The sequence below is a fragment of the Sphingopyxis italica genome (genome assembly GCF_011926545.1).
Classification (GTDB): Bacteria; Pseudomonadota; Alphaproteobacteria; order Sphingomonadales; family Sphingomonadaceae; genus Sphingopyxis; species Sphingopyxis italica.
Window position 1 is genome coordinate 109,522 of record NZ_JAATIT010000005.1, and the last position, 18,476, is coordinate 127,997.

At 65.1% G+C, this 18,476-nt stretch carries 21 protein-coding genes; 10 read left to right on the forward strand and 11 right to left on the reverse strand.

Going from position 1 to position 18,476, the window contains the following annotated elements; all coding sequences use genetic code 11:
* Positions 1 to 26: 26 nt before the first annotated feature.
* Positions 27 to 305: an ETC complex I subunit gene (locus GGR90_RS17555; protein ID WP_167922696.1), complete on the forward strand. Its 279-nt coding sequence runs from the start codon at positions 27 to 29 to the stop codon at positions 303 to 305.
* Positions 306 to 388: 83 nt separating this feature from the next.
* On the opposite strand, the gene GGR90_RS17560 is transcribed toward GGR90_RS17555, so the two are convergent.
* From GGR90_RS17560 to GGR90_RS17580, 5 genes are all read right to left on the reverse strand, one after another.
* The gene (locus GGR90_RS17560; RefSeq protein WP_167922697.1) at positions 389 to 607 is read right to left on the reverse strand and encodes a DUF4170 domain-containing protein; all 219 of its coding nucleotides are present in this window, start codon (positions 605 to 607) and stop codon (positions 389 to 391) included.
* Between the two features lie 83 nt (positions 608 to 690).
* Entirely contained in the window at positions 691 to 1,050 is a 360-nt protein-coding gene (locus GGR90_RS17565) for a hypothetical protein (RefSeq protein WP_167922698.1), read from the reverse strand.
* Positions 1,034 to 1,426 (reverse strand): hypothetical protein, encoded by a 393-nt coding sequence (locus GGR90_RS17570; RefSeq protein ID WP_167922699.1) that lies wholly within the window; start codon positions 1,424 to 1,426, stop codon positions 1,034 to 1,036. The genes GGR90_RS17565 and GGR90_RS17570 overlap by 17 nt, the downstream gene beginning before the upstream one ends.
* Positions 1,410 to 1,874 carry a phage holin family protein gene (locus tag GGR90_RS17575; RefSeq protein ID WP_167922700.1) on the reverse strand — a complete coding sequence of 155 codons (465 nt, stop codon included), beginning with the start codon at positions 1,872 to 1,874 and terminating at the stop codon, positions 1,410 to 1,412. The genes GGR90_RS17570 and GGR90_RS17575 overlap by 17 nt, the downstream gene beginning before the upstream one ends.
* A 7-nt stretch (positions 1,875 to 1,881) precedes the next feature.
* A complete protein-coding gene (locus GGR90_RS17580; RefSeq protein WP_167922701.1) occupies positions 1,882 to 2,427 on the reverse strand; it encodes a hypothetical protein in 546 nt (181 codons plus the stop codon).
* A gap of 204 nt (positions 2,428 to 2,631) precedes the next feature.
* Here GGR90_RS17580 and eno point away from each other — a divergent pair, with 204 nt between their 5' ends.
* The 7 genes from eno (at position 2,632) to GGR90_RS17615 (ending at position 8,667) form a co-directional block, all read left to right on the forward strand.
* Positions 2,632 to 3,906, forward strand: coding sequence for a phosphopyruvate hydratase (gene eno, locus GGR90_RS17585; RefSeq protein ID WP_167922702.1), 1,275 nt, complete (start codon positions 2,632 to 2,634; stop codon positions 3,904 to 3,906).
* Positions 3,907 to 3,975: 69 nt separating this feature from the next.
* Positions 3,976 to 4,302: an FtsB family cell division protein gene (locus tag GGR90_RS17590; protein ID WP_167922703.1), complete on the forward strand. Its 327-nt coding sequence runs from the start codon at positions 3,976 to 3,978 to the stop codon at positions 4,300 to 4,302.
* A gap of 141 nt (positions 4,303 to 4,443) precedes the next feature.
* A complete protein-coding gene (gene pdhA / locus GGR90_RS17595) occupies positions 4,444 to 5,514 on the forward strand; it encodes a pyruvate dehydrogenase (acetyl-transferring) E1 component subunit alpha (RefSeq protein WP_167922704.1) in 1,071 nt (356 codons plus the stop codon).
* Between the two features lies 1 nt (position 5,515).
* Positions 5,516 to 6,889, forward strand: a complete 1,374-nt coding sequence (locus tag GGR90_RS17600) for a pyruvate dehydrogenase complex E1 component subunit beta (RefSeq protein ID WP_167922705.1) — start codon at positions 5,516 to 5,518, stop codon at positions 6,887 to 6,889.
* 28 nt (positions 6,890 to 6,917) lie between these two features.
* On the forward strand, positions 6,918 to 7,517 hold the full coding sequence (locus GGR90_RS17605; RefSeq protein WP_245198798.1) for a hypothetical protein: 600 nt from the start codon (positions 6,918 to 6,920) through the stop codon (positions 7,515 to 7,517).
* An 83-nt stretch (positions 7,518 to 7,600) separates the two neighbouring features.
* A complete protein-coding gene (gene epsC, locus GGR90_RS17610; protein WP_167922706.1) occupies positions 7,601 to 8,320 on the forward strand; it encodes a serine O-acetyltransferase EpsC in 720 nt (239 codons plus the stop codon).
* On the forward strand, positions 8,320 to 8,667 hold the full coding sequence (locus GGR90_RS17615; RefSeq protein ID WP_167922707.1) for a DUF2794 domain-containing protein: 348 nt from the start codon (positions 8,320 to 8,322) through the stop codon (positions 8,665 to 8,667). The genes epsC and GGR90_RS17615 overlap by 1 nt, the downstream gene beginning before the upstream one ends.
* Before the next feature lie 198 nt (positions 8,668 to 8,865).
* Here GGR90_RS17615 and GGR90_RS17620 read toward each other — a convergent pair whose 3' ends face one another.
* The 5 genes from GGR90_RS17620 to GGR90_RS17640 form a co-directional block, all read right to left on the reverse strand.
* Positions 8,866 to 10,380 carry a SulP family inorganic anion transporter gene (locus tag GGR90_RS17620; RefSeq protein ID WP_167922708.1) on the reverse strand — a complete coding sequence of 505 codons (1,515 nt, stop codon included), beginning with the start codon at positions 10,378 to 10,380 and terminating at the stop codon, positions 8,866 to 8,868.
* 2 nt (positions 10,381 to 10,382) lie between these two features.
* Complete coding sequence (locus tag GGR90_RS17625) at positions 10,383 to 11,075, reverse strand: carbonic anhydrase (protein ID WP_167922709.1); 693 nt, start codon at positions 11,073 to 11,075, stop codon at positions 10,383 to 10,385.
* 82 nt (positions 11,076 to 11,157) lie between these two features.
* Positions 11,158 to 12,477, reverse strand: a complete 1,320-nt coding sequence (locus GGR90_RS17630; RefSeq protein WP_167922710.1) for an ATP-binding protein — start codon at positions 12,475 to 12,477, stop codon at positions 11,158 to 11,160.
* Positions 12,474 to 13,184, reverse strand: coding sequence for a response regulator (locus GGR90_RS17635; RefSeq protein ID WP_167922711.1), 711 nt, complete (start codon positions 13,182 to 13,184; stop codon positions 12,474 to 12,476). The genes GGR90_RS17630 and GGR90_RS17635 overlap by 4 nt, the downstream gene beginning before the upstream one ends.
* A gap of 294 nt (positions 13,185 to 13,478) precedes the next feature.
* The gene (locus GGR90_RS17640) at positions 13,479 to 14,552 is read right to left on the reverse strand and encodes a hypothetical protein (protein ID WP_167922712.1); all 1,074 of its coding nucleotides are present in this window, start codon (positions 14,550 to 14,552) and stop codon (positions 13,479 to 13,481) included.
* Positions 14,553 to 15,054: 502 nt separating this feature from the next.
* On the opposite strand from GGR90_RS17640, the gene GGR90_RS17645 reads away from it, so the two are divergent.
* Positions 15,055 to 15,951: a mechanosensitive ion channel family protein gene (locus GGR90_RS17645; RefSeq protein WP_167922713.1), complete on the forward strand. Its 897-nt coding sequence runs from the start codon at positions 15,055 to 15,057 to the stop codon at positions 15,949 to 15,951.
* Positions 15,952 to 16,002: 51 nt separating this feature from the next.
* Here the strand turns inward: GGR90_RS17645 and GGR90_RS17650 are convergent, their stop codons facing one another.
* Positions 16,003 to 16,905 carry an SDR family oxidoreductase gene (locus GGR90_RS17650; protein WP_167922714.1) on the reverse strand — a complete coding sequence of 301 codons (903 nt, stop codon included), beginning with the start codon at positions 16,903 to 16,905 and terminating at the stop codon, positions 16,003 to 16,005.
* A gap of 202 nt (positions 16,906 to 17,107) precedes the next feature.
* On the opposite strand from GGR90_RS17650, the gene GGR90_RS17655 reads away from it, so the two are divergent.
* Complete coding sequence (locus tag GGR90_RS17655; RefSeq protein ID WP_167922715.1) at positions 17,108 to 18,442, forward strand: OprO/OprP family phosphate-selective porin; 1,335 nt, start codon at positions 17,108 to 17,110, stop codon at positions 18,440 to 18,442.
* The last annotated feature ends 34 nt before the right edge of the window (positions 18,443 to 18,476 follow it).

Sequence of the window (18,476 nt, forward strand, 5' to 3'; positions counted from 1 at the left end):
GGCCCCGGTTACACAGGACGACCCCGATGAAAGCGCGTATTTTCCAGAAGCCCAAGAATGCGATGCAGTCGGGACGCGCGGGGACCGGGCGCTGGATGCTCGAATTCGCGCCTGCCGAAGCGCGCAAGGCCGATCCGCTGATGGGCTGGGCGGGCAGCGGCGACACGCAGCGCCAGCTGCGCCTCGGCTTCGCGAGCCGCGAAGAGGCGGTCGCCTATGCCGAGAAGAACGGGATCGAGGTCGAGGTCACGCCGACCCCCGAGCGGCGTTTGAAGATTCAGGCCTACGCCGACAATTTCCGGTAATCACGTCATCCCAACGAAAGCTGGGATCGCAGGCGATGTGCCTCGACGATAGCGGCCCCAGCTTTCGCTGGGGCGAGGATCTTTCAGGCCTCCGCGTCGGGCTGCAGCAATTTGTGCAGGTGGACGACGACATATTTCATTTCGGCGTCGTCGACGGTGCGCTGCGCGGCGCTGCGCCATGCCTTTTCGGCCGATTTATAATCGGGATAGAGGCCGACAACGTCGAGGTTGGCGAGGTCGACGAAGTCGAGGCCCTGCGGATCGCTGACGCGTCCACCGAACACGAGATGCAATTTGCTCATGGCTAGCTTTCCTTGCGGGTTAGCGCGGGGGAGGGGAGAAGCCGCGGCCCCTACCAGTGCTTCGCCCTAACGGCAAGTGCGGCTCATTCCTCGTCTTTGCGGACACCCTTGGGCAGCAGCGAGCCGAGCAGCGCGCCGATCGCGACGGCCCCCGCGACCAACGTCAGCGGCTGCTTCTCGGCGGCTTTCTTGAGCTTGCCGTTCGCACGCTTCGCCTGCACCTTGCCCTTTTCATACGCCTCGCCCGCGGCTTCGCGGGCGACGCCGGCCTGCTCGCTCGCCTTGGCGGCGAAATCCTCGGTCGCGGCGCGGGCGCGGCCGTAACCGTCCTGAATACGCGCCTTTGCCGCCTCGGCGGTCAGGCGCGCGTTTTCGGCGGTTTTCTCCGCAAGTTCACTCGCTTTGGCACGCGTTTCGCGGGCGGTTTCACCGAACGGCTTCATGATTATCTTCCTCCAGAGTGTCAATTTCATCCTCGTCGGCCGCTTCGTCGGGGCTACGAAAATGATCGGCGACCTCGGCCGCCAAATCCTGAATCTTGCGCGTCAGTTTGGGCGCATGCTCCTTGATCGGTTCGCGCAGCAGCCATAGGGCGCCCGCCGCCGCGGCGATCGCGATCGGCCAGCGATTGTCACGAAATTGCTGCTGCACCAAATGCGCGGTGTCGTCGACCTTCTCGCCGATCCGGTATTTGCCGCGATCGACGAGCGCCGACGGCTTGAACGCCGCCTTGGCGACGTCGAGCCGCCGGTGGAGTTCGCCGCGCTGGAGCATCGAGCGGCGCGCCGCCGCGATCAGGCGATTACGCATCCGCGGCATCATCGATCCCTTCTCTGGTCAGGTCGCTGCGGAGCGCGGTGCGAATGTCGCCATAGCTGCGCTGCGCGCGCCAGCCGGCGAAGCCCGCCACGACGAGTAGCACCGCCACGACGATCAGGGTCGCGACGAACGGTCCGACATGCGGCGCGAGCGCCAGGATCGCGCCAAAGGCCAGCGCGAGCATCGCGATACCCAGCGCCGAGGCCGCGACCGTGCCCCACGCCGCGGTCCAGGTCGCGCCGTGCAGCGCGAGTTCGCTACGCGCTTCGAGCAGCGCAAGTTCCGCCTTGGCCGTCGCCGACAGATTGTCGACGACGTCGCCGACGATCTGTTCGAGCGGAACGGGGGGCGGGGTTAGCGGACGCCCGTCGGGCGCATAGCCGTGGCTTACTCCGTCAAAGCTGCGCGCGTCGGGCGCCGGCGGGCCATTTGGTTCTGCAGAGGCCAAGGTCCGGTCAATCGTTGGAGCTGCCCTTGAGCATCCGTGCCAGCACGAAGCCGATCACCGTGGCGGCACCCACCGCAATGGCGGGGTTCTTCTTGACCATGTCGCGGGTCGAAGCGGCGAGCTCGTCGAGATCCTTCTTGTCGAGCGTCGTCGCGAGGCCGGCGACGGTTGATGCGGCCGAGCGGGCGTAATCGCCATATTGCTTGCCGAACTTGCTGTCGACGGTGCCAGCGCTGTCCTCGAGAAGCTTGGCGAGGCTGCCGACCGCTTCGGCGGCCTTGTCCTTGCCCTTGGTCGCGGCGTCACGCGCCTTGGTCGAGGCCTGATTCTTCAGCGTCGTTGCGTCCTGTTTCAGCGAAGCGGCCTTTTTCGAAGCTTCGGATTTGATCGTGTCGCGGGTCGCGGCGATCTGGTCGCGGATCGGATGATCCTTGGCCGCCTTCGCTGCCACGGGCTTGCGCGCGGGCGCGGTCTTGGTCGCGGCGGCCTTCGCGGGCGCCTTGGGACGGGGAGCGGCGACTTTCTTCGTCGCGGGAGTAGCGGCTTTGGCCATCGGCGTTGTCCTCTTCTTCTTTTATCGGGCGCCGCCTTGGCGAACGTCCCCTTTGGTCCTGCCTTGATATATAGCAAGGCGCAGCCAATGGTTCCATAGCCGCGCAAAATTCCTATGCAGCAGTTGCACTAGGGGAAAGGCGTCGATAACAGGCGGGCGCCTTTCTCTCCCCGCTCCGTTCGGGGCGCCAGCAGGATATATGCCATGACCGCCATCATCGACATCCACGGCCGCGAAATCCTCGACAGCCGCGGCAACCCGACCGTCGAAGTCGATGTGCTGCTGGAGGACGGCAGCTTCGGCCGCGCCGCGGTGCCCTCGGGCGCCTCGACCGGCGCGCACGAGGCGGTCGAACTGCGCGACGGCGACAAGTCGCGTTATCTCGGCAAGGGCGTGACCAAGGCGGTCGCGGCGGTCAACGGCGACATCGCCGAGGCGCTGATCGGCCTCGACGCCGAGGACCAGCGTGAACTCGACATGGCGATGATCGATCTCGACGGCACGCCGAACAAGAGCCGGCTCGGCGCCAACGCGATCCTCGGCGTCAGCCTCGCCGCCGCAAAGGCCGCAGCCGATGCGCGCGGTTTGCCGCTCTATCGCTATGTCGGCGGCGTTTCCGCCCGCACCTTGCCGGTGCCGATGATGAACATCATCAACGGCGGCGAACATGCCGACAATCCGATCGACGTGCAGGAATTCATGATCATGCCCGTCGGCGCCGGCAGCATCGCCGAAGCGGTGCGCTGGGGCAGCGAGATTTTCCACACGCTGAAGAAGGGCCTGTCGGCGAAGGGTCTCGCGACCGCGGTCGGCGACGAGGGCGGCTTCGCGCCGAACCTCGCCTCGACGCGCGCCGCGCTCGACTTCATCGCCGCGTCGGTCGACCAGGCGGGCTTCAAGCTCGGCAGCGATGTCGTGCTCGCGCTCGATTGCGCCGCGACCGAATTCTTCAAGAACGGCAAGTACGAAATCAGCGGCGAGGGGCTTTCATTGAGCCCCGAACAGATGGCTGAATATCTCGCCGCGCTCGTCAAGGATTACCCGATCAAGTCGATCGAGGATGGGATGAGCGAAGATGATTTCACCGGCTGGAAGGCGCTCACCGACCTCGTCGGCGACAAGTGCCAGCTCGTCGGCGACGACCTGTTCGTCACCAACCCGCTGCGTCTGGAGCAGGGGATCAAAGACGGCCTCGCCAACTCGCTGCTCGTCAAGGTCAATCAGATCGGCACGCTGTCCGAAACATTGGACGCCGTCGATATGGCGCACCGCGCGCGCTACACCGCGGTGATGTCGCACCGTTCGGGCGAAACCGAGGATGCGACGATCGCCGACCTCGCGGTCGCGACCAACTGCGGCCAGATCAAGACGGGCAGCCTCGCGCGCTCGGACCGGCTCGCGAAATACAACCAGCTGATCCGTATCGAAGAAGAGCTGGGCGATATGGCGCGTTATCCGGGCGCAGCGATTTTCGGCTGATCGCAAAGCTGCGGAAAACCCGCGCTTGACGCCTTGACGCCACGAATCAACTCTGATTCAAGGGCCGGAATGACGCAGCGCCACAAATTCCGCAAATCGATGCACCGGGCCGCCGGTCCCGCGATCGCGGTGATCGTGGTGCTGGCGATGATCGGCTACATCATTTTCGGTCCCACCGGGCTTTACGCCTGGGGCGATTATGGTCAGTCGGTCGAGAAGAAGCGCGTCATATTGAGCGAGCTGACCAAGAAGCAGAACGAGCTTCAGAACCGCGTCAACCTGCTCGACCGCGGCCGTGTCGATCCCGATCTCGCCGAGGAATATGTACGCGAGAAGCTGGGCGCCTATCACCCCGACGAATATATCATTCCAATGGAGCCCGACGCGAAGCCCTGAGGCGCTTTTTCGGCGGCTTTGCCATGTTTCTGCTGCATACGTAGGTTGAGGCCGCCCCCTGCCATGGTGGGCGTTGCCAAGTGCTGCGCGGCTCTCCTATAGGGAGCCTTGCCGTAACGGCTAAATGCAAAGGAACCCGTCTTGGCCAAAGCACCTGCGCGCACCTCCCCCGCGCCGAAAAAGACTGCATCCACCCCGGCCCCCGCGACCAATCGCGAGATGCCGCGCGATCCCGTCCCCTATGACGCGTCGCCCGAGGAGCTGGAGAAATTCTACCGCGAAATGCTGCTCATCCGCCGTTTCGAGGAAAAGGCGGGACAGCTTTACGGCCTCGGCCTGATCGGCGGTTTCTGTCACCTCTATATCGGTCAGGAAGCCGTGGCGGTCGGGCTGCAATCGGCGCTCGACGGCGACAAGGACAGCGTGATCACCGGATACCGCGACCATGGCCACATGCTCGCTTATGGCATCGATCCCAAGGTCATCATGGCCGAACTGACGGGACGCCAGGCCGGCATCTCGAAGGGCAAGGGCGGCTCGATGCACATGTTCAGCGTCGAGCATAAATTCTATGGCGGCCACGGTATCGTCGGCGCGCAGGTGTCGCTCGGCACCGGGCTCGCCTTCGCGCACAAATATCGCGGCGACGGCGGCGTGGCGATGGCCTATTTCGGCGACGGGGCATCGAACCAGGGCCAGGTCTACGAAAGCTTCAACATGGCCGAGCTGTGGAAGCTGCCGATCATTTTCGTGATCGAAAATAATCAATATGCGATGGGCACCTCGGTGAACCGCTCGTCGGCCGAGGACCAGCTCTATCGCCGCGGCGAAAGCTTCCGCATCCCCGGCATGCAGGTCGACGGCATGGATGTGCTCGCGGTGCGCGGCGCCGCCGAAGTCGCGCTCGACTGGGTGCGTGCGGGCAAGGGGCCGGTGTTGATGGAGCTCAAGACCTATCGCTACCGCGGCCACTCGATGTCCGACCCCGCCAAATATCGCAGCCGCGAGGAAGTGCAGGCGGTGCGCGACAAGAGCGATTCGATCGAACATCTGAAAAAGCTGATGACCGACGCCGGCATCAGCGAAGACAAGTTCAAGGCGATCGACAAGGAAATCCGCGCCATCGTGGCCGAGTCCGCCGACTTTGCGGAAAGCGCGCCCGAACCCGAACTTCATGAACTTTATACCGACGTGCTGGTGGAGCAATATTGAGATGGCCATCGAACTGAAGATGCCGGCACTGTCGCCGACGATGGAAGAAGGCACGCTCGCCAAGTGGCTCGTCAAGGAAGGTGACACGGTCAAATCGGGGGACATTCTCGCCGAGATCGAAACCGACAAGGCGACGATGGAATTCGAAGCGATCGACGAGGGCACGATCGGCCAGATCCTGGTCGCCGAGGGCACCGACAATGTGAAGGTCGGCACCGTGATCGCGACGATCACGGGTGAGGGCGAGGAAGCGGCTGCTCCGGCGGCGGCGCCCGCACCCGCCGCTTCACCTGAGCCGAAGGCCGAAGCACCGGCGCCCGTCGCCGCCCCGGCTGCCGCCCCCGCCGCCGCCGAGCGCGCATCGGACCCCGCGATCCCGGAAGGCACCGCGATGGTGAAACTCACCGTCCGCGAAGCCTTGCGCGATGCGATGGCCGAGGAAATGCGCAAAGACGACCGCGTCTTCGTGATGGGCGAGGAAGTCGCCGAATATCAGGGCGCGTACAAGGTCACGCAGGGTCTGCTTCAGGAATTCGGCGCGCAGCGCGTCGTCGATACGCCGATCACCGAATATGGCTTCGCCGGTTTGGGCGCGGGCGCGGCGATGGGCGGTTTGAAGCCGATCATCGAGTTCATGACCTTCAACTTCGCGATGCAGGCGATCGATCACATCATCAACTCGGCCGCGAAGACCAACTATATGTCGGGCGGCCAGATGCGCTGCCCGATCGTGTTCCGCGGCCCGAACGGCGCCGCGGCGCGGGTCGGCGCGCAGCACAGCCAGAATTTTGCGCCCTGGTACGCCAGCGTCCCCGGCCTGATCGTGATCGCGCCCTATGACGCCGCCGATGCCAAGGGACTGATGAAGGCCGCGATCCGCACCGAAGACCCTGTCGTCTTCCTCGAAAACGAGCTGCTCTACGGCCGCAGCTTCGACGTTCCCGACGTCGATGATTTCGTGCTGCCGATCGGCAAGGCGCGGATCATGCGTCAGGGTAGCGATGTGACGATCGTCAGCTATTCGATCGGCGTCGGGCTCGCGCTCGAAGCCGCCGACCAGCTGGCGGGCGAAGGTATCGACGCCGAGGTCATCGATCTCCGCACGATCCGCCCGCTCGACACCGCGACGGTGCTCGCGAGCCTCAAGAAGACGAACCATCTCGTCATTGTCGAGGAAGGCTGGCCGGTCTGCTCGATCGCCAGCGAACTCGCGATGGTCGCGATGGAGCATGGCTTCGACGATCTCGATGCGCCCGTCATGCGCGTGTGCAACGAGGATGTGCCGCTGCCCTATGCGCATAATCTCGAAAAGGCCGCGCTGATCGATACGCCGCGCGTCGTTGCGGCCGTGAAAGCGGTCCGCAATCGCGCCTGACGACCCGGAGACGGCTTTCTATCCCGACATGCGCGATCCGCGCGTCATGGTCGCGGTGCCGCAGGCGCGGCGCGCGGCCATGGCGGGGTTGTGGGAACTCGCGGCGCGGCTGACCAAGCTGCTCATCGACGCGCGCGAGCCGTTGATCGGGCAAATCAAGCTCGCCTGGTGGCGGGACATGGCGGCGATGATCGCGGCCGACCCGGAGGCGCTACCCAAGGGCGAGCCGCTGCTCGCCGAACTTCAGGGCACGTGGGCGGGGCAGGGCGGGCTCGACGCGCTCGTCGATGCGGCGGAAGCGATGCTGCTGGCCGAGAGCGACGCTGAACGGCGCGCGGCGTCCGAAAGCTTTGGCGCGCAACTTTTTGCGCTGTCGGGCGGGGCGGGGGCGGGCGGCAAACGCTGGGGTCTTCTTTGGGGCGCCGGGGTCGTCGAAGCCGAACCCGAAGCGCGGGCGTTACTGGGCGATGCCAAGGAGTTCGGCGCGCCGGAGCGCCGCGATTTTGCCGGCGACCGCGCACTCCTGATGCTCGATCGCTGGGCCGGTGCGATCGCGCGCTGCGACGGTGCGCGAGATCTTCGCGGCGAAGGCCTGCTCCTCCTGCGCATCGGGCTTTTCGGCCGCTGACGAGGAAAAACGCACCGGGGCTGGAAATGGCGCTCCCGAGCCTCTATCTTGACCGCAACAAACGGGGTCGCAGGGGACATTATATGTTCAACGGGCTGGTCGCCTATCTCGATTCGATCAAGGCGCGCGACCCAGCGCCGCGGTCGCGCTGGGAAATATTGCTCTATCCGGGGCTGCTCGCGGTCGGCATGCACCGCGTGGCGCACTGGCTGTTCGAGGCGCGGCTGTTCTTCCTCGCGCGCTTCATCAATCATCTCTCGCGCTTCCTGACCGCGATCGACATTCACCCGGGTGCGAGGATCGGCGCGCATCTGTTCATCGATCACGGCTTTGGCGTGGTGATCGGCGAGACCGCCGAGATCGGCGATAATGTTTCCATCTATCAGGGCGTGACGCTCGGCGGCACCGACCCCGCGAACGGCATCGGCGGCAAGCGCCATCCGACGCTCGCCAACGACGTGATCGTCGGATCGGGCGCGCAGATCCTCGGCCCGGTGATCGTCAACGCGCGCGCGCGCGTCGGCGCGAACGCCGTGGTGACGAAGGACGTGCCCGAGGGTGCGGTGATGGTCGGCATCCCGGCGCGCTCGACGCTGCTCGATGCGACCGAATATGCCCGTGAATTCGTGCCCTATGGCACGCCGTGCAGCGAGACCTTCGATCCCGCGACGCAAAAGGTCGAATTGCTGCAATGCCAGCTCGATTTGATGCAGAAACAGCTGAAGGCTTTGCTCGACGAACGTGAGCTTGGCGTCGTGGATGACGAGGCGCCCCGGCGCAAAGGGAGCCGGACCCGCGCCTGATGGGGACGGTGACGCCCCTGCCGTTCGGAAATAGAGCGGTTCCGCAGCAGACCGGTTTCGAGCGCCCTGAACTCATGCGTATCCTCGACCTTTACGGCCGGATGGTTGCGGCGGGGCATTGGCGCGATTATGCGATGGACTTCCACCGCGACGCCGCCATTTTTTCGGCCTTTCGCCGTGCCGCCGAGCGCCCCGAATATCGCATAGAAAAACGCCCAGCCTTGCGGAGCCGTCAAGGCATGTGGGCGCTTGTGTCCGAAGCCGGGGCGGTCCTGAAACGCGGGGACGAGCTTTCGAATGTGCTCGCTCCCGTCGAACGCAAGCTGATGAAGCTCGTCGGCGACTGACGGCGCCCCCACGCCGTCATCCCGGCGAAGGCTGGGATCTCGCCGGTGCGTTAAAGCGATAGGGTGAGATCCCGGCCTTCGCCGGGATGACGATTCAATTGGGAAGGCTGCTGTCGCAGCGCCGCCCCAACGGCGAGTGTGGATCAGGCCTCTCTCTGGTCGCCTGACCCACACCCGTTCCTCCCGTAAGGGAGCTTGCTAGGCTGCCGCGAGGCGCCGCAGCCTTTTGTCGTCGCCCAGCAGCACCGTCGGGCTGCCATGCTTCTTGCGGCGTTCGACCCAGTCGCGCAGCAATTCCGCGCAGCTGTGATCGAGCCCCGACAGCCGGCCGCAGTCGATCGTGACCGCCCTGTCGCGCGGGATCGCGCCCAGCGTGTCTTCCAGCTTGGGAAGCTGGACGAAGGTCGCCGCGCCCGACAGGCTGACGCGCGTGCCATCTTCATTGTCCGAATGATCCACCTTGAGCCGCAGGCGGCGGACATGGGGGATGAGTTCGACGAGCGAGAAGAGAATGCCGACGATCACGCCGGTGAGCAGGTCGACCGCGACCACGAGCACGAGCGTCGTCGCCCAGATGACCACCGGCAGCACGCCGTGATGCTTGAGCAACTCGCGCGCATGGTCGAGCTTGACCAGCCGCCAGCCGGTCACGACGAGCACCGCGCCGAGCGTCGCCATCGGCATCGCGCGCATCACCGACGGAAGCAGCGCGACGAAGGCGAGGATCCACACGCCGTGCAGGATCGTCGATCGGCGCGACACGGCGCCCGCCTGGACGTTGGCCGAGCTGCGGACGATGACGCCCGTCATCGGCAGCGCGCCGACGCCGCCGCACAGCATGTTGCCGACGCCCTGCGCGCGCAGTTCCTTGTTGAAATCGCTGCGCGGACCATCGTGCATCTTGTCGACCGCCGCCGCCGACAGCAATGTCTCGGCGCTGGCGATGAAGGCGACCGCGACGGCGGCGGCAATGATTTCCGGGGTCAGCCAGCTGGCGAAGGCGGTCGGCGGGGTGATCGCGGCGAGGATCGAGTCGGGCACTTCGACGCGCGCCACGTTCATATCCAGAACGAGTGCGGTCACCGTTCCGGCCACGACGCCGAGCAGCGCGCCGGGGACGAGGCGCATCGACGCCGGACGCCATTTTTCCCACGCGAGCATGATGCCGATCGTGATGCCGGCGATCACCAGCGCCAGTTCGGCGCCGCCGGGGCTGGCGGCGTCGAGCCCGAGCAGGCGCCCCGGCATCGCGGCGATATTTTCAAGGCCGCTTGCCAAGGGTTTGGCGTCGAACAGGACGTGGAACTGGCCGATGACGATCAGCACGCCGATGCCGGCGAGCATGCCGTGGACGACCGCGGGCGAAATCGCACGGAACCAGCCGCCGAGTTTCGCCACGCCCGCGATCAGCTGGACGGCGCCCGCGATGAGCAGGATGGGGCCAAGCGCCCCGGCGCCCTGCGTGCGGACGAGTTCGAAAACGATCACCGCGAGGCCGGCGGCGGGGCCGCTGACCTGGAGCGGCGATCCGGCGATCATGCCGACGACGAGCCCGCCGATGATGCCTGTCATCAGGCCCTTTTCGGGCGGGAGTCCGGAGGCGACGGCGATGCCCATGCACAGCGGCATCGCGACGAGAAACACGACGATCGACGCCGCGAAATCGCGCGAAAAGCCGCTGGCCGAGCTGGCGGGGAGAGCCTGGCTCGCCATGTTCAGGCCGCCTGCGCCGGGCGCTGGTGCATCGCGAGGCGCTGCGCGGCGGCGAGCGCGACGGGCAGGGGCTCGTTGGCGCGGATCGGAACGAACTGCCCGCTGGCGCCGTCGAGACCCATCACCTCGCCGAGGTGAATGTCGACGAACCAGCCGTGCAGCGAAATCTCGCCGCGCGCGATACCCGCCGCGACCGACGGATGGGTGCGCAGATGCGCGAGCTGAACGACGATATTCTCGAGGCTGGCAGCGCGGACGAGGCCGGCATCGTCAAGGTCGGTATAACCCGAACGCACGACATGTTCGGCGGCGTGGCTGTGGCGCAGCCATGCGGCAACGTTCGGCATGCCTTCCATCATGTGCGGGTTCATCAGCGCCTTCATCGCGCCGCAGTCCGAATGGCCGCAGACGATGATGTCGCGCACACCCAGCGCCGCGACGGCATATTCGACCGTCGACGACACGCCACCATTTTGCGTCGCAAAGGGCGGGACGATGTTGCCGGCGTTGCGGCAGACGAACATGTCGCCGGGTTCCGCCTGCATGACATGTTCGGGCGCCACGCGGCTGTCCGCGCAGGAGATCATCAGCGCCTTCGGGCTCTGGCCGTCGGCGACAAGCTTTGCGAACAGGTCGGTGCGGCTGGGGAAGACGCGCTTTTCGAAATCGAACACGCGTCCGATGAGGTCGTTCATGAAACCACTCCTTGCTGGTTGGTTTCACGCACATGGCGATCGAACTTTGCTGCGGTGCAGCGTTAATGTAACGAAATGTTTCTCAGCCGACAGGAAGGCGCAGGCGTGCGGCCAAACCGCCGAGGTGGCTCCGGTCCAGTTCGAGCGAGCCGCCGTGCATCCGGGCGATGCGGTCGACGATCGACAGGCCGAGCCCGAACCCGCCGGTGTCGCGCGTCCGCGCGCTGTCGAGCCGCGCGAAGGGCTGGATGGCTTCCTCGCGCAGATGTTCGGGGATGCCGGGGCCGTCGTCGGCGACCTCTATTTCAATGTTTCGCTCGCCGCTGCGCAGCCGCACCTCGATCTCGCTCCCGAAGCGCAGCGCATTGCCGACGAGGTTGAGGAGCGCGCGCTTCATCGCGATGCCATGGACGGGCAGCACCAGATGGTCGGGCCCGGCATAGCGGACGTGATGCCCCCGGTCGGTCGCCTCGTCGGCGGCCGTCGCGCACATCACCGCGATGTCGGTCGGCGCCACGGGTTCGGTCGGATCGTCGATATCGCCCGAGAGGTACGCGAGCAGCGAGTCGATCATGCGCTCCATCTCGCCGATGTCCTGCTCCATCGCGAACCCGACGGAGGGATCGGCGACGCTGTCGGCGCGCAGTCGCAGCCGCGCGAGCGGCGTACGGAAATCATGCCCGACCGCCGCGAGCGCCTGGGTGCGGTCGGCGATCATCGCGGTGATGCGGTGCTGCATATCGTTGAAAGCGTCGATGACCTTTCGAACCTCCGCCGGGCCGCGCAGCGGGACGTCGACGAAATCGCGCTTGCCGAGCGTTTCGGCCGCGCGCGTCAGGTCGCGCATCGGGCGGAGCGTGTGGCGGATGAGCAGGCTGGCGAGCAGCACGAGCGCGATCGCCGGAACCAGCGTCTGCAAGGTCCGGAACAGCGTCAGGTCGAGCTTGCGGACATGATCGCGCGCGCTGAAGCTGACCCAGCTCCCGTCGTTCAGCCGGATCGCGCCCGATATGGTGCTGTGCAGCCCCGGCGACTGAAGATAGAGGCGCAGGTCGCGATCCTGGATCTCGGGCTCCCAGTCGAGGATCTGCTTGGTGATCTGGTTGAGCTTTGGCGACACCGGCGGCGGATTGACCAGCCGTTCCTGCCATACGAGATGATAGCGCGTCGTCGTGAGTTCCGACGCCACCGTGTCGCGCTGCGACCGCGGCGCTTCCTCGATCAGCTTGCCCGACAGGACGAGGTGCTCGGCAAGCCGCCGCGCCTTGTCGCCGTTGATCGAAAACTGGCTCGCGCGCTCATAGAGGAAGATGCTCGCGGCGCTTTCGAGCAGCACCGCGGCGAACAGGATTGCGACGATCTGTCCGAACAGGCCGAACCCGCGCTTTTCAAACAGGCTCAAAGCCGCTCCACGGGGACGTTGAGCATATAGCCGATGCCGCGAACGGTGACGATCGGCGCCGGCTTGCCGGGGTTCGACAATTTGCGTCGCAGGCGGCTGATCAGCACATCGATACTGCGATCCGAACTGTCGCCAAGCCGGGTGCGCGACAATTCGATCAGCCGCTCGCGCGCGATGACGCGCTGGGCATTGTCGCAGAGGCTGACGAGCAGGTCGAATTCGGCGCCGGTCAGCTCCACCGCGGCGCCATCGGGCGAGGTGAGCTGGCGTCGGGGCAGGTCGGCGGTCCAGTCGTCGAAGCGGATCAGGCCGCGTTCGCGGTCCGCCACCGGACGCTCGATCGCGTGGCGGCGCAGCACGGCGCGCACGCGCGCGACGAGCTCGCGGACGCCGAACGGTTTCGCGAGATAATCGTCGGCGCCCAGCTCGAGGCCGACGATCCGGTCGGTCTCGGTCCCTTTCGCGGACAGGAAGATGATCGGAACGTCGCTCGTCCGCCGGACTTCGCGGCAGATGTCGATCCCCGACGTGCCGGGCAGCATGATGTCGAGCAGCAACAGGTCTGCGGGCGCCGCCCTCAGCGCGTCCCACATCTGCGGCGCGGTGCCCGCGGTGCGGACGATATAGCCATGTTCCTGAAGCGCGCGCGCGGTCAGCGTTCGGATCGGAGGATCATCCTCGACCATCAATATGTTCGGCGGTGTCATCGCTTCACCTGGGAGAGGGGCACATTTCCTGACCCGGACCCGCCCGTCCGCGCCGTGTTGCTGGCTGCACGAACGCCTCGCCGTTGCGGCATAGACGAAAGCACGGTCCACAGGATGCTTGGCCCCGCGGATCCGCGCTTCTCATACCGTGCCTCACCGTTCAGGCAAGGGGGCGAATCATTTCCGGGTGTCCGGCGGACCGGGACGGTGGCGACGAAAAAGGGGCCCCGGCCGTTTGGCCGGGGCCCTAGAAAACCGGCTCGCAAGGTGGAAGCCGGTGCGTCAGTAGGCCTGTTATGCTTGCGCCGCGCCGCCGGCGGTGCGGACGGTCGCGGGCAGCTGGTTCGCCAGATCGTCGGGCAGGACGCCGACGACGACCGCACGCGCATTCTGCCAGAAGGCCGAGAGCAGCAGCAGCGCCGATCCGATGACGAAGGCGGTCAGCGCGACGTTGAGCTCGACCGCGCCAAAGGTGCGGAACAGCTGCGTCATCGCGAAGAGCACATAGGCGAGCGCCGAGACGAGCAGCGCGCGGCGGTCGATCGCGAGCGCGATCAGCCCGAACAGGATATACACGCCGATCACGAGCACCGCGGCGCCGCTGCCGATATTGCCGCCATCGGTGACGCCGAGCAGGTGGAAGATCGGATGCGCGATCATCGGCGCGGCGAGCAGGTGGAGCCAGAAGGCGACATCGCTGCGCCGCGTCTGACGCACCCGGTCGCTGCGGTCCCACCACATGGCGAGCGTGAAGACGCCGAGCCCGGCGATGAGCACGAGCACCATCGGCAGCGTGCCGTCGGGACTGGGCATTCCGGTGATCGCGAGCACGAGCGCCACCGCGGTCGCCGCGAGCGCGGCGGTGCCGGCGGCGACGGTGATCGGCACCATGAAGCGTTTCCAGTGCGCCCAAGTGGCCGCGGCGGTGATCAGCGCCATCGCGCCCACCAAGACCGCGCCGACGGTTTCGCTGGGGCTATGCCCGAAAATATCCTCGCCATGTTTGACGATAAAACCGACCATCGTCGCGAAGACGCCGCCCGAAAAGGCGAGCACGAGCACGATGCTCGGCAGCGCCATGCGGCGTTTGCGGGTGAAATATTCGGCAAGGAACCACGCCGAGGCGGCAACGAAGGCGCCGCCGAGCGCGGTATGGATCGATGCGCCGATCCAGCCGACCGCAACGAGCAGGATGACCGCCGCGATGCTGACGAAAATATCGTTGAAGCCGGTGATGAGGCGGAATGATTCCTCGTCCGCTCCGGGGGCGGCGCGCACCGATGCGATATGCGACCGGAAAGCCGTTGCGGCCTCCGGCGTCAATACCTTTGCATCGACCGCGGCTTGCAGGTCGCTTTCACTATACATCGGGGTCGTCCTTTTTGTCCGATCCCCTTGCCCCGCAGCTCTTATCGCACGGGCGTGTTAGTGAGTCAATACAGCGTGGCGCGGGCGGAGGCCGTCACTTGCGTCCGCACCTGCGGTTGACGGCCCATGCCAAATTTGATCCAATGGTCCATCCCACGAGAAGACGCGATATCGAAATGGCCTGAGCGATGCGCCAGGCCGACGGCGGCAACACGCCCGCCGGACGATTAGAAAACTCGGGGGCGAAATTGCCGCAAACCACCCAAGCAAGGAGTCGCAAGGTTTGGATTTTTTAAGAACTACGGTCACCGAATTTTACAATCACTGGCAAAACCTGGCTTACCTCATCTTCATCCTGCTCGGTGCGCTGATCGCGACGCTGGTCATCCACCTTGTCCTGCGCAAACATTATAATCGCCCGCGCGATAGTGAGCACGCATGGCGCGACGCCATCCTCGGGGCGCTGAATGCGCCGCTTCAATGTATCGTGTGGGTTATCGGTTTGAGCATCGCCGCGAGCGTGCTGACCACCGACGGACGGATGCCGCTTCTCGCCGAGATGTTTCCGCCGGTGCGCGATGTGGCGACCGTCGGCATAGCGGCCTGGTTCCTGATCCGACTGGCGCGGCAGGTCAGGGAGAATCTGCACGGCCGCGCGAAGGCGCAAGGATCGGATTTTGACGAAACTGCGGCCGATGCCATCGGCAAGTCCGTCACCGCCGCGATCGTCGTGATCGCCGCGCTGGTGATGATGCAGACGCTCGGCTTTTCGATCACAAGCCTGCTCGCTTTCGGCGGTGTCGCCGGCATCGCGCTGGGCTTCGCGGCGCAGGGGCTGGTCGCGAACCTGCTGGGCGGCGCCACGATTTACGCCAGCCGTCCATTCAAGGTCGGCGATCATATCGTATTCCCCGGAACGCCCTCGACGGGCGGATATATCGGTTGGCAGGCGGGCGAGGTCCAGCATATCGGCTGGCGGGCGACCCGGATTCTCGATTGGAACGGCAAGCCCTTCTTCGTCCCCAACGCCAAGTTCAACACCGAGACGATCGTCAATCATTCGCGCATGTCGTTCCGCCAGGTTTCGGAATATGTGTATGTGCGCCTGGAAGATATAGACAAGGTTTCCGCCATTGTTGCGGACGTCAACGATATGCTGGAAGAACATCCTGAAATGGGAGACTATCTGATTTTCAGGTTCGACAGTTACGGCGAATATTCTTTGAAGCTGTATTTATATGCTTACACGTCGGGCGCGATTACCGCTTACACGGATTATATGCGCGTCAAGCAAGACCTGCTGTTGAAGATCGCGGGCATCATAAGCCAGCATGGCGCGAAGCTGGCCGTGCCGGTTGCGGCCGTGCATCTGGCCGACGGCGCGGTTGCGCGGCATTGATGTCGCCATGGGTATCGCCGGTTTCGTCGGCGATACCCATGGATCGATGGCTCAGCCCAGCGCCTGCAACGCCTTCATCACCGCCATCGACTGTTCGCTGCCCGACTGCGGGACGGTCTCGCCATTACGGTCGATGATCTTTTCCCACGCCGCGGCGACGCCTTCGGGCGTGCGTTCGTCTTCGGGAAGCGCGACGCCGGGGGTCATGGTGACATAGGCGGCGTGGAACGCGCCCGCGCCCGCACCGACGATCATGTTGGTCGGCGCATCCTCGCTGACCAGATAGAGCGCGGCGGGGACGACATTCTCGGGCGTGAATTTTTCGAACAATTCGGCGGGGAAGATATCCTCGGTCATCCGCGTGCCCGCGACCGGCGCGATCGTGTTGCAGCGGATGTTATATTTCGCGCCTTCGAGGTGGAGCGTCTTGGTCAGCCCCGCGAGGCCCAGCTTCGCCGCGCCATAATTGGCCTGCCCGAAATTGCCGTAGAGGCCGGTCGAGGAGGCGGTCATCAGGATGCGGCCATAGGCCTGTTCGCGCATCGTTTCCCAGCATGCCTTGGTGACATTGGCGCTGCCGCTGACATGCACTTTCAGCACCAGGTCGAAATCGGCGGGTTCCATCTTGGCGAAGCTCTTGTCGCGCAGGATGCCGGCATTGTTGATCAGGACATGGACGCCGCCCCATTCCTCTTTGGCCTTGGCGACCATCTCGACCATCTGCTCATATTCGGTGACGCTGCCGCCGTTGGACATGGCGGTGCCGCCGGCGGCGCGGATTTCCTCGACGACCTGCAGCGCGGCATCCGAATGGCCGGTGCCGTCGCGCGATCCGCCGAGGTCGTTGACGACCACTTTCGCGCCGCGCCGTGCGAGTTCGAGCGCATAGGCACGGCCCAGACCGCCGCCGGCGCCGGTGACAATGGCAACGCGGCCGTCAAATTTGATCGTCATGGTGGTCTCCCGGAAAAAGTTGAACAGTTGCCAATAAAAACGCGACCGTCCTTAGCCGTTCGTCCGGGGCAGGCAAGGGGGGATGGTTGCGCCGGAAAAAGGGCGATTGTCGCCAAAGCGTCATTTCGATGACGCATTTCTGAAACAATCCAGCAATATTGCGCCATCGAACAGTCACCTTTTCGCAATGGAGCTTTCGTTCATGCGCCACGCCCTGGTCGCCGCCTTGTTGGCGACGTCGATGTTCAGTCTGCCGACAACGGCTCATGCGCAGGCGATGAGCGCCGAGGAAGCGACCGCGCTGCGCGCCGAGCTGACGGCGCTGCGGGCCAAGGTGGAAACGCTCGAAGCGCGTCTCGATCAGGCGTCGCCCCCGCCGGTTCCTGTGCCCACGCCGGCTCCAGCCCCATCGTCGACAACCGAAGTGAAGTGGAAGGGCGCGCCCGTAATCAGCACAGAAAGCGGCTGGAGCTTCAAGCCGCGCGGGCGGATATTGATCGATGCGGGTTACGTCGGCGCGCCGTCCGCGGTATCCAACCCCGCGCTGGGCTTTACGAACGAACTGCGCCGCGCGCGGCTGGGCGTCGAGGGCACGATCCCCGGCGGCTTCGAATATAAGCTCGAGGCCGATTTCGCGTCCGGCGACGTCGAGGTGACCGATGCGCTGCTGGCCTATGAGCATGGGCCGCTGAAACTGACGGTCGGGCAGCATAATAATTTTCAGGGGCTCGAGGAATTGTCGAGCAGCAACGACACCAGCTTTATCGAGCGCGCGGCCTTTACCGACGCGTTCGGCTTCACCCGGCGCGTCGGCGTGTCGGTGGAATATGCCAAGGACGCGCTGCTGCTGCAGGGCGGGGTGTTCACCGACAATTTCGAGGCGCTGGACAGCGGCAATGACGGGATCAGCACCGACGGCCGTATCGTCTTCGCGCCGAAGCTGGGCAAGACGCAATTGCATCTCGGCGCGTCGGCGCATTGGCGGCGCATCGGCGACAGCGTCGAATCCATTCGCTATCGCCAGCGCCCGCTGATCCACAATGCCGACGTCCGCTTCATCTCGACGCCCGAAATGGATGCCGATTCCGAGAGCGGCTTTGGTCTCGAAGCGGCGGTCGTTCGCGGCCGTTGGCACGCCGCTGCCGAGACCTATTGGCAAAAGGTCACGCGGATCGGGTTTGCCGACCCCGAATTTTTCGGCGGCGCGGTCGAGGCCGGTCTGTATCTGACCGACGATACGCGGTCCTATCGCGGCGGCATGTTCCGCGGGATCAAGGTGAAGAAGCCGGTGGGAAGCGGCGGGATCGGCGCCTGGCAGGTCAATCTGCGTTACGACCATCTCGACCTCAACGACGACGGCATCGTCGGCGGCAAGCAGGACGGCTATATGGCGTCGCTGATCTGGAATCCGATCGATTATGTCCGCTTCATGGTCAACTATGCGCGGTTGCAATATCGCGACGCGGTCATCCCGGTTGGCGCCGACCGCAGCTATGGCGTCGACAGTTTCGGAGTGCGTGCGCAACTGGTGTTCTGATCGGGATGGCAGGTTTGGGGTGGGGAGCGGTCGT

Coding starts and splice junctions, on each gene's coding strand:
- GGR90_RS17555 (WP_167922696.1), top strand. CDS start 27: ATGAAAGCGCGTATTTTCCAGAAGCCCAAGAATGCGATGCAGTCGGGA.
- GGR90_RS17560 (WP_167922697.1), bottom strand. CDS start 607: ATGAGCAAATTGCATCTCGTGTTCGGTGGACGCGTCAGCGATCCGCAG.
- GGR90_RS17565 (WP_167922698.1), bottom strand. CDS start 1,050: ATGAAGCCGTTCGGTGAAACCGCCCGCGAAACGCGTGCCAAAGCGAGT.
- GGR90_RS17570 (WP_167922699.1), bottom strand. CDS start 1,426: ATGCCGCGGATGCGTAATCGCCTGATCGCGGCGGCGCGCCGCTCGATG.
- GGR90_RS17580 (WP_167922701.1), bottom strand. CDS start 2,427: ATGGCCAAAGCCGCTACTCCCGCGACGAAGAAAGTCGCCGCTCCCCGT.
- eno (WP_167922702.1), top strand. CDS start 2,632: ATGACCGCCATCATCGACATCCACGGCCGCGAAATCCTCGACAGCCGC.
- GGR90_RS17590 (WP_167922703.1), top strand. CDS start 3,976: ATGACGCAGCGCCACAAATTCCGCAAATCGATGCACCGGGCCGCCGGT.
- GGR90_RS17600 (WP_167922705.1), top strand. CDS start 5,516: ATGGCCATCGAACTGAAGATGCCGGCACTGTCGCCGACGATGGAAGAA.
- GGR90_RS17605 (WP_245198798.1), top strand. CDS start 6,918: ATGCGCGATCCGCGCGTCATGGTCGCGGTGCCGCAGGCGCGGCGCGCG.
- epsC (WP_167922706.1), top strand. CDS start 7,601: ATGTTCAACGGGCTGGTCGCCTATCTCGATTCGATCAAGGCGCGCGAC.
- GGR90_RS17615 (WP_167922707.1), top strand. CDS start 8,320: ATGGGGACGGTGACGCCCCTGCCGTTCGGAAATAGAGCGGTTCCGCAG.
- GGR90_RS17620 (WP_167922708.1), bottom strand. CDS start 10,380: ATGGCGAGCCAGGCTCTCCCCGCCAGCTCGGCCAGCGGCTTTTCGCGC.
- GGR90_RS17625 (WP_167922709.1), bottom strand. CDS start 11,075: ATGAACGACCTCATCGGACGCGTGTTCGATTTCGAAAAGCGCGTCTTC.
- GGR90_RS17635 (WP_167922711.1), bottom strand. CDS start 13,184: ATGACACCGCCGAACATATTGATGGTCGAGGATGATCCTCCGATCCGA.
- GGR90_RS17640 (WP_167922712.1), bottom strand. CDS start 14,552: ATGTATAGTGAAAGCGACCTGCAAGCCGCGGTCGATGCAAAGGTATTG.
- GGR90_RS17650 (WP_167922714.1), bottom strand. CDS start 16,905: ATGACGATCAAATTTGACGGCCGCGTTGCCATTGTCACCGGCGCCGGC.
- GGR90_RS17655 (WP_167922715.1), top strand. CDS start 17,108: ATGCGCCACGCCCTGGTCGCCGCCTTGTTGGCGACGTCGATGTTCAGT.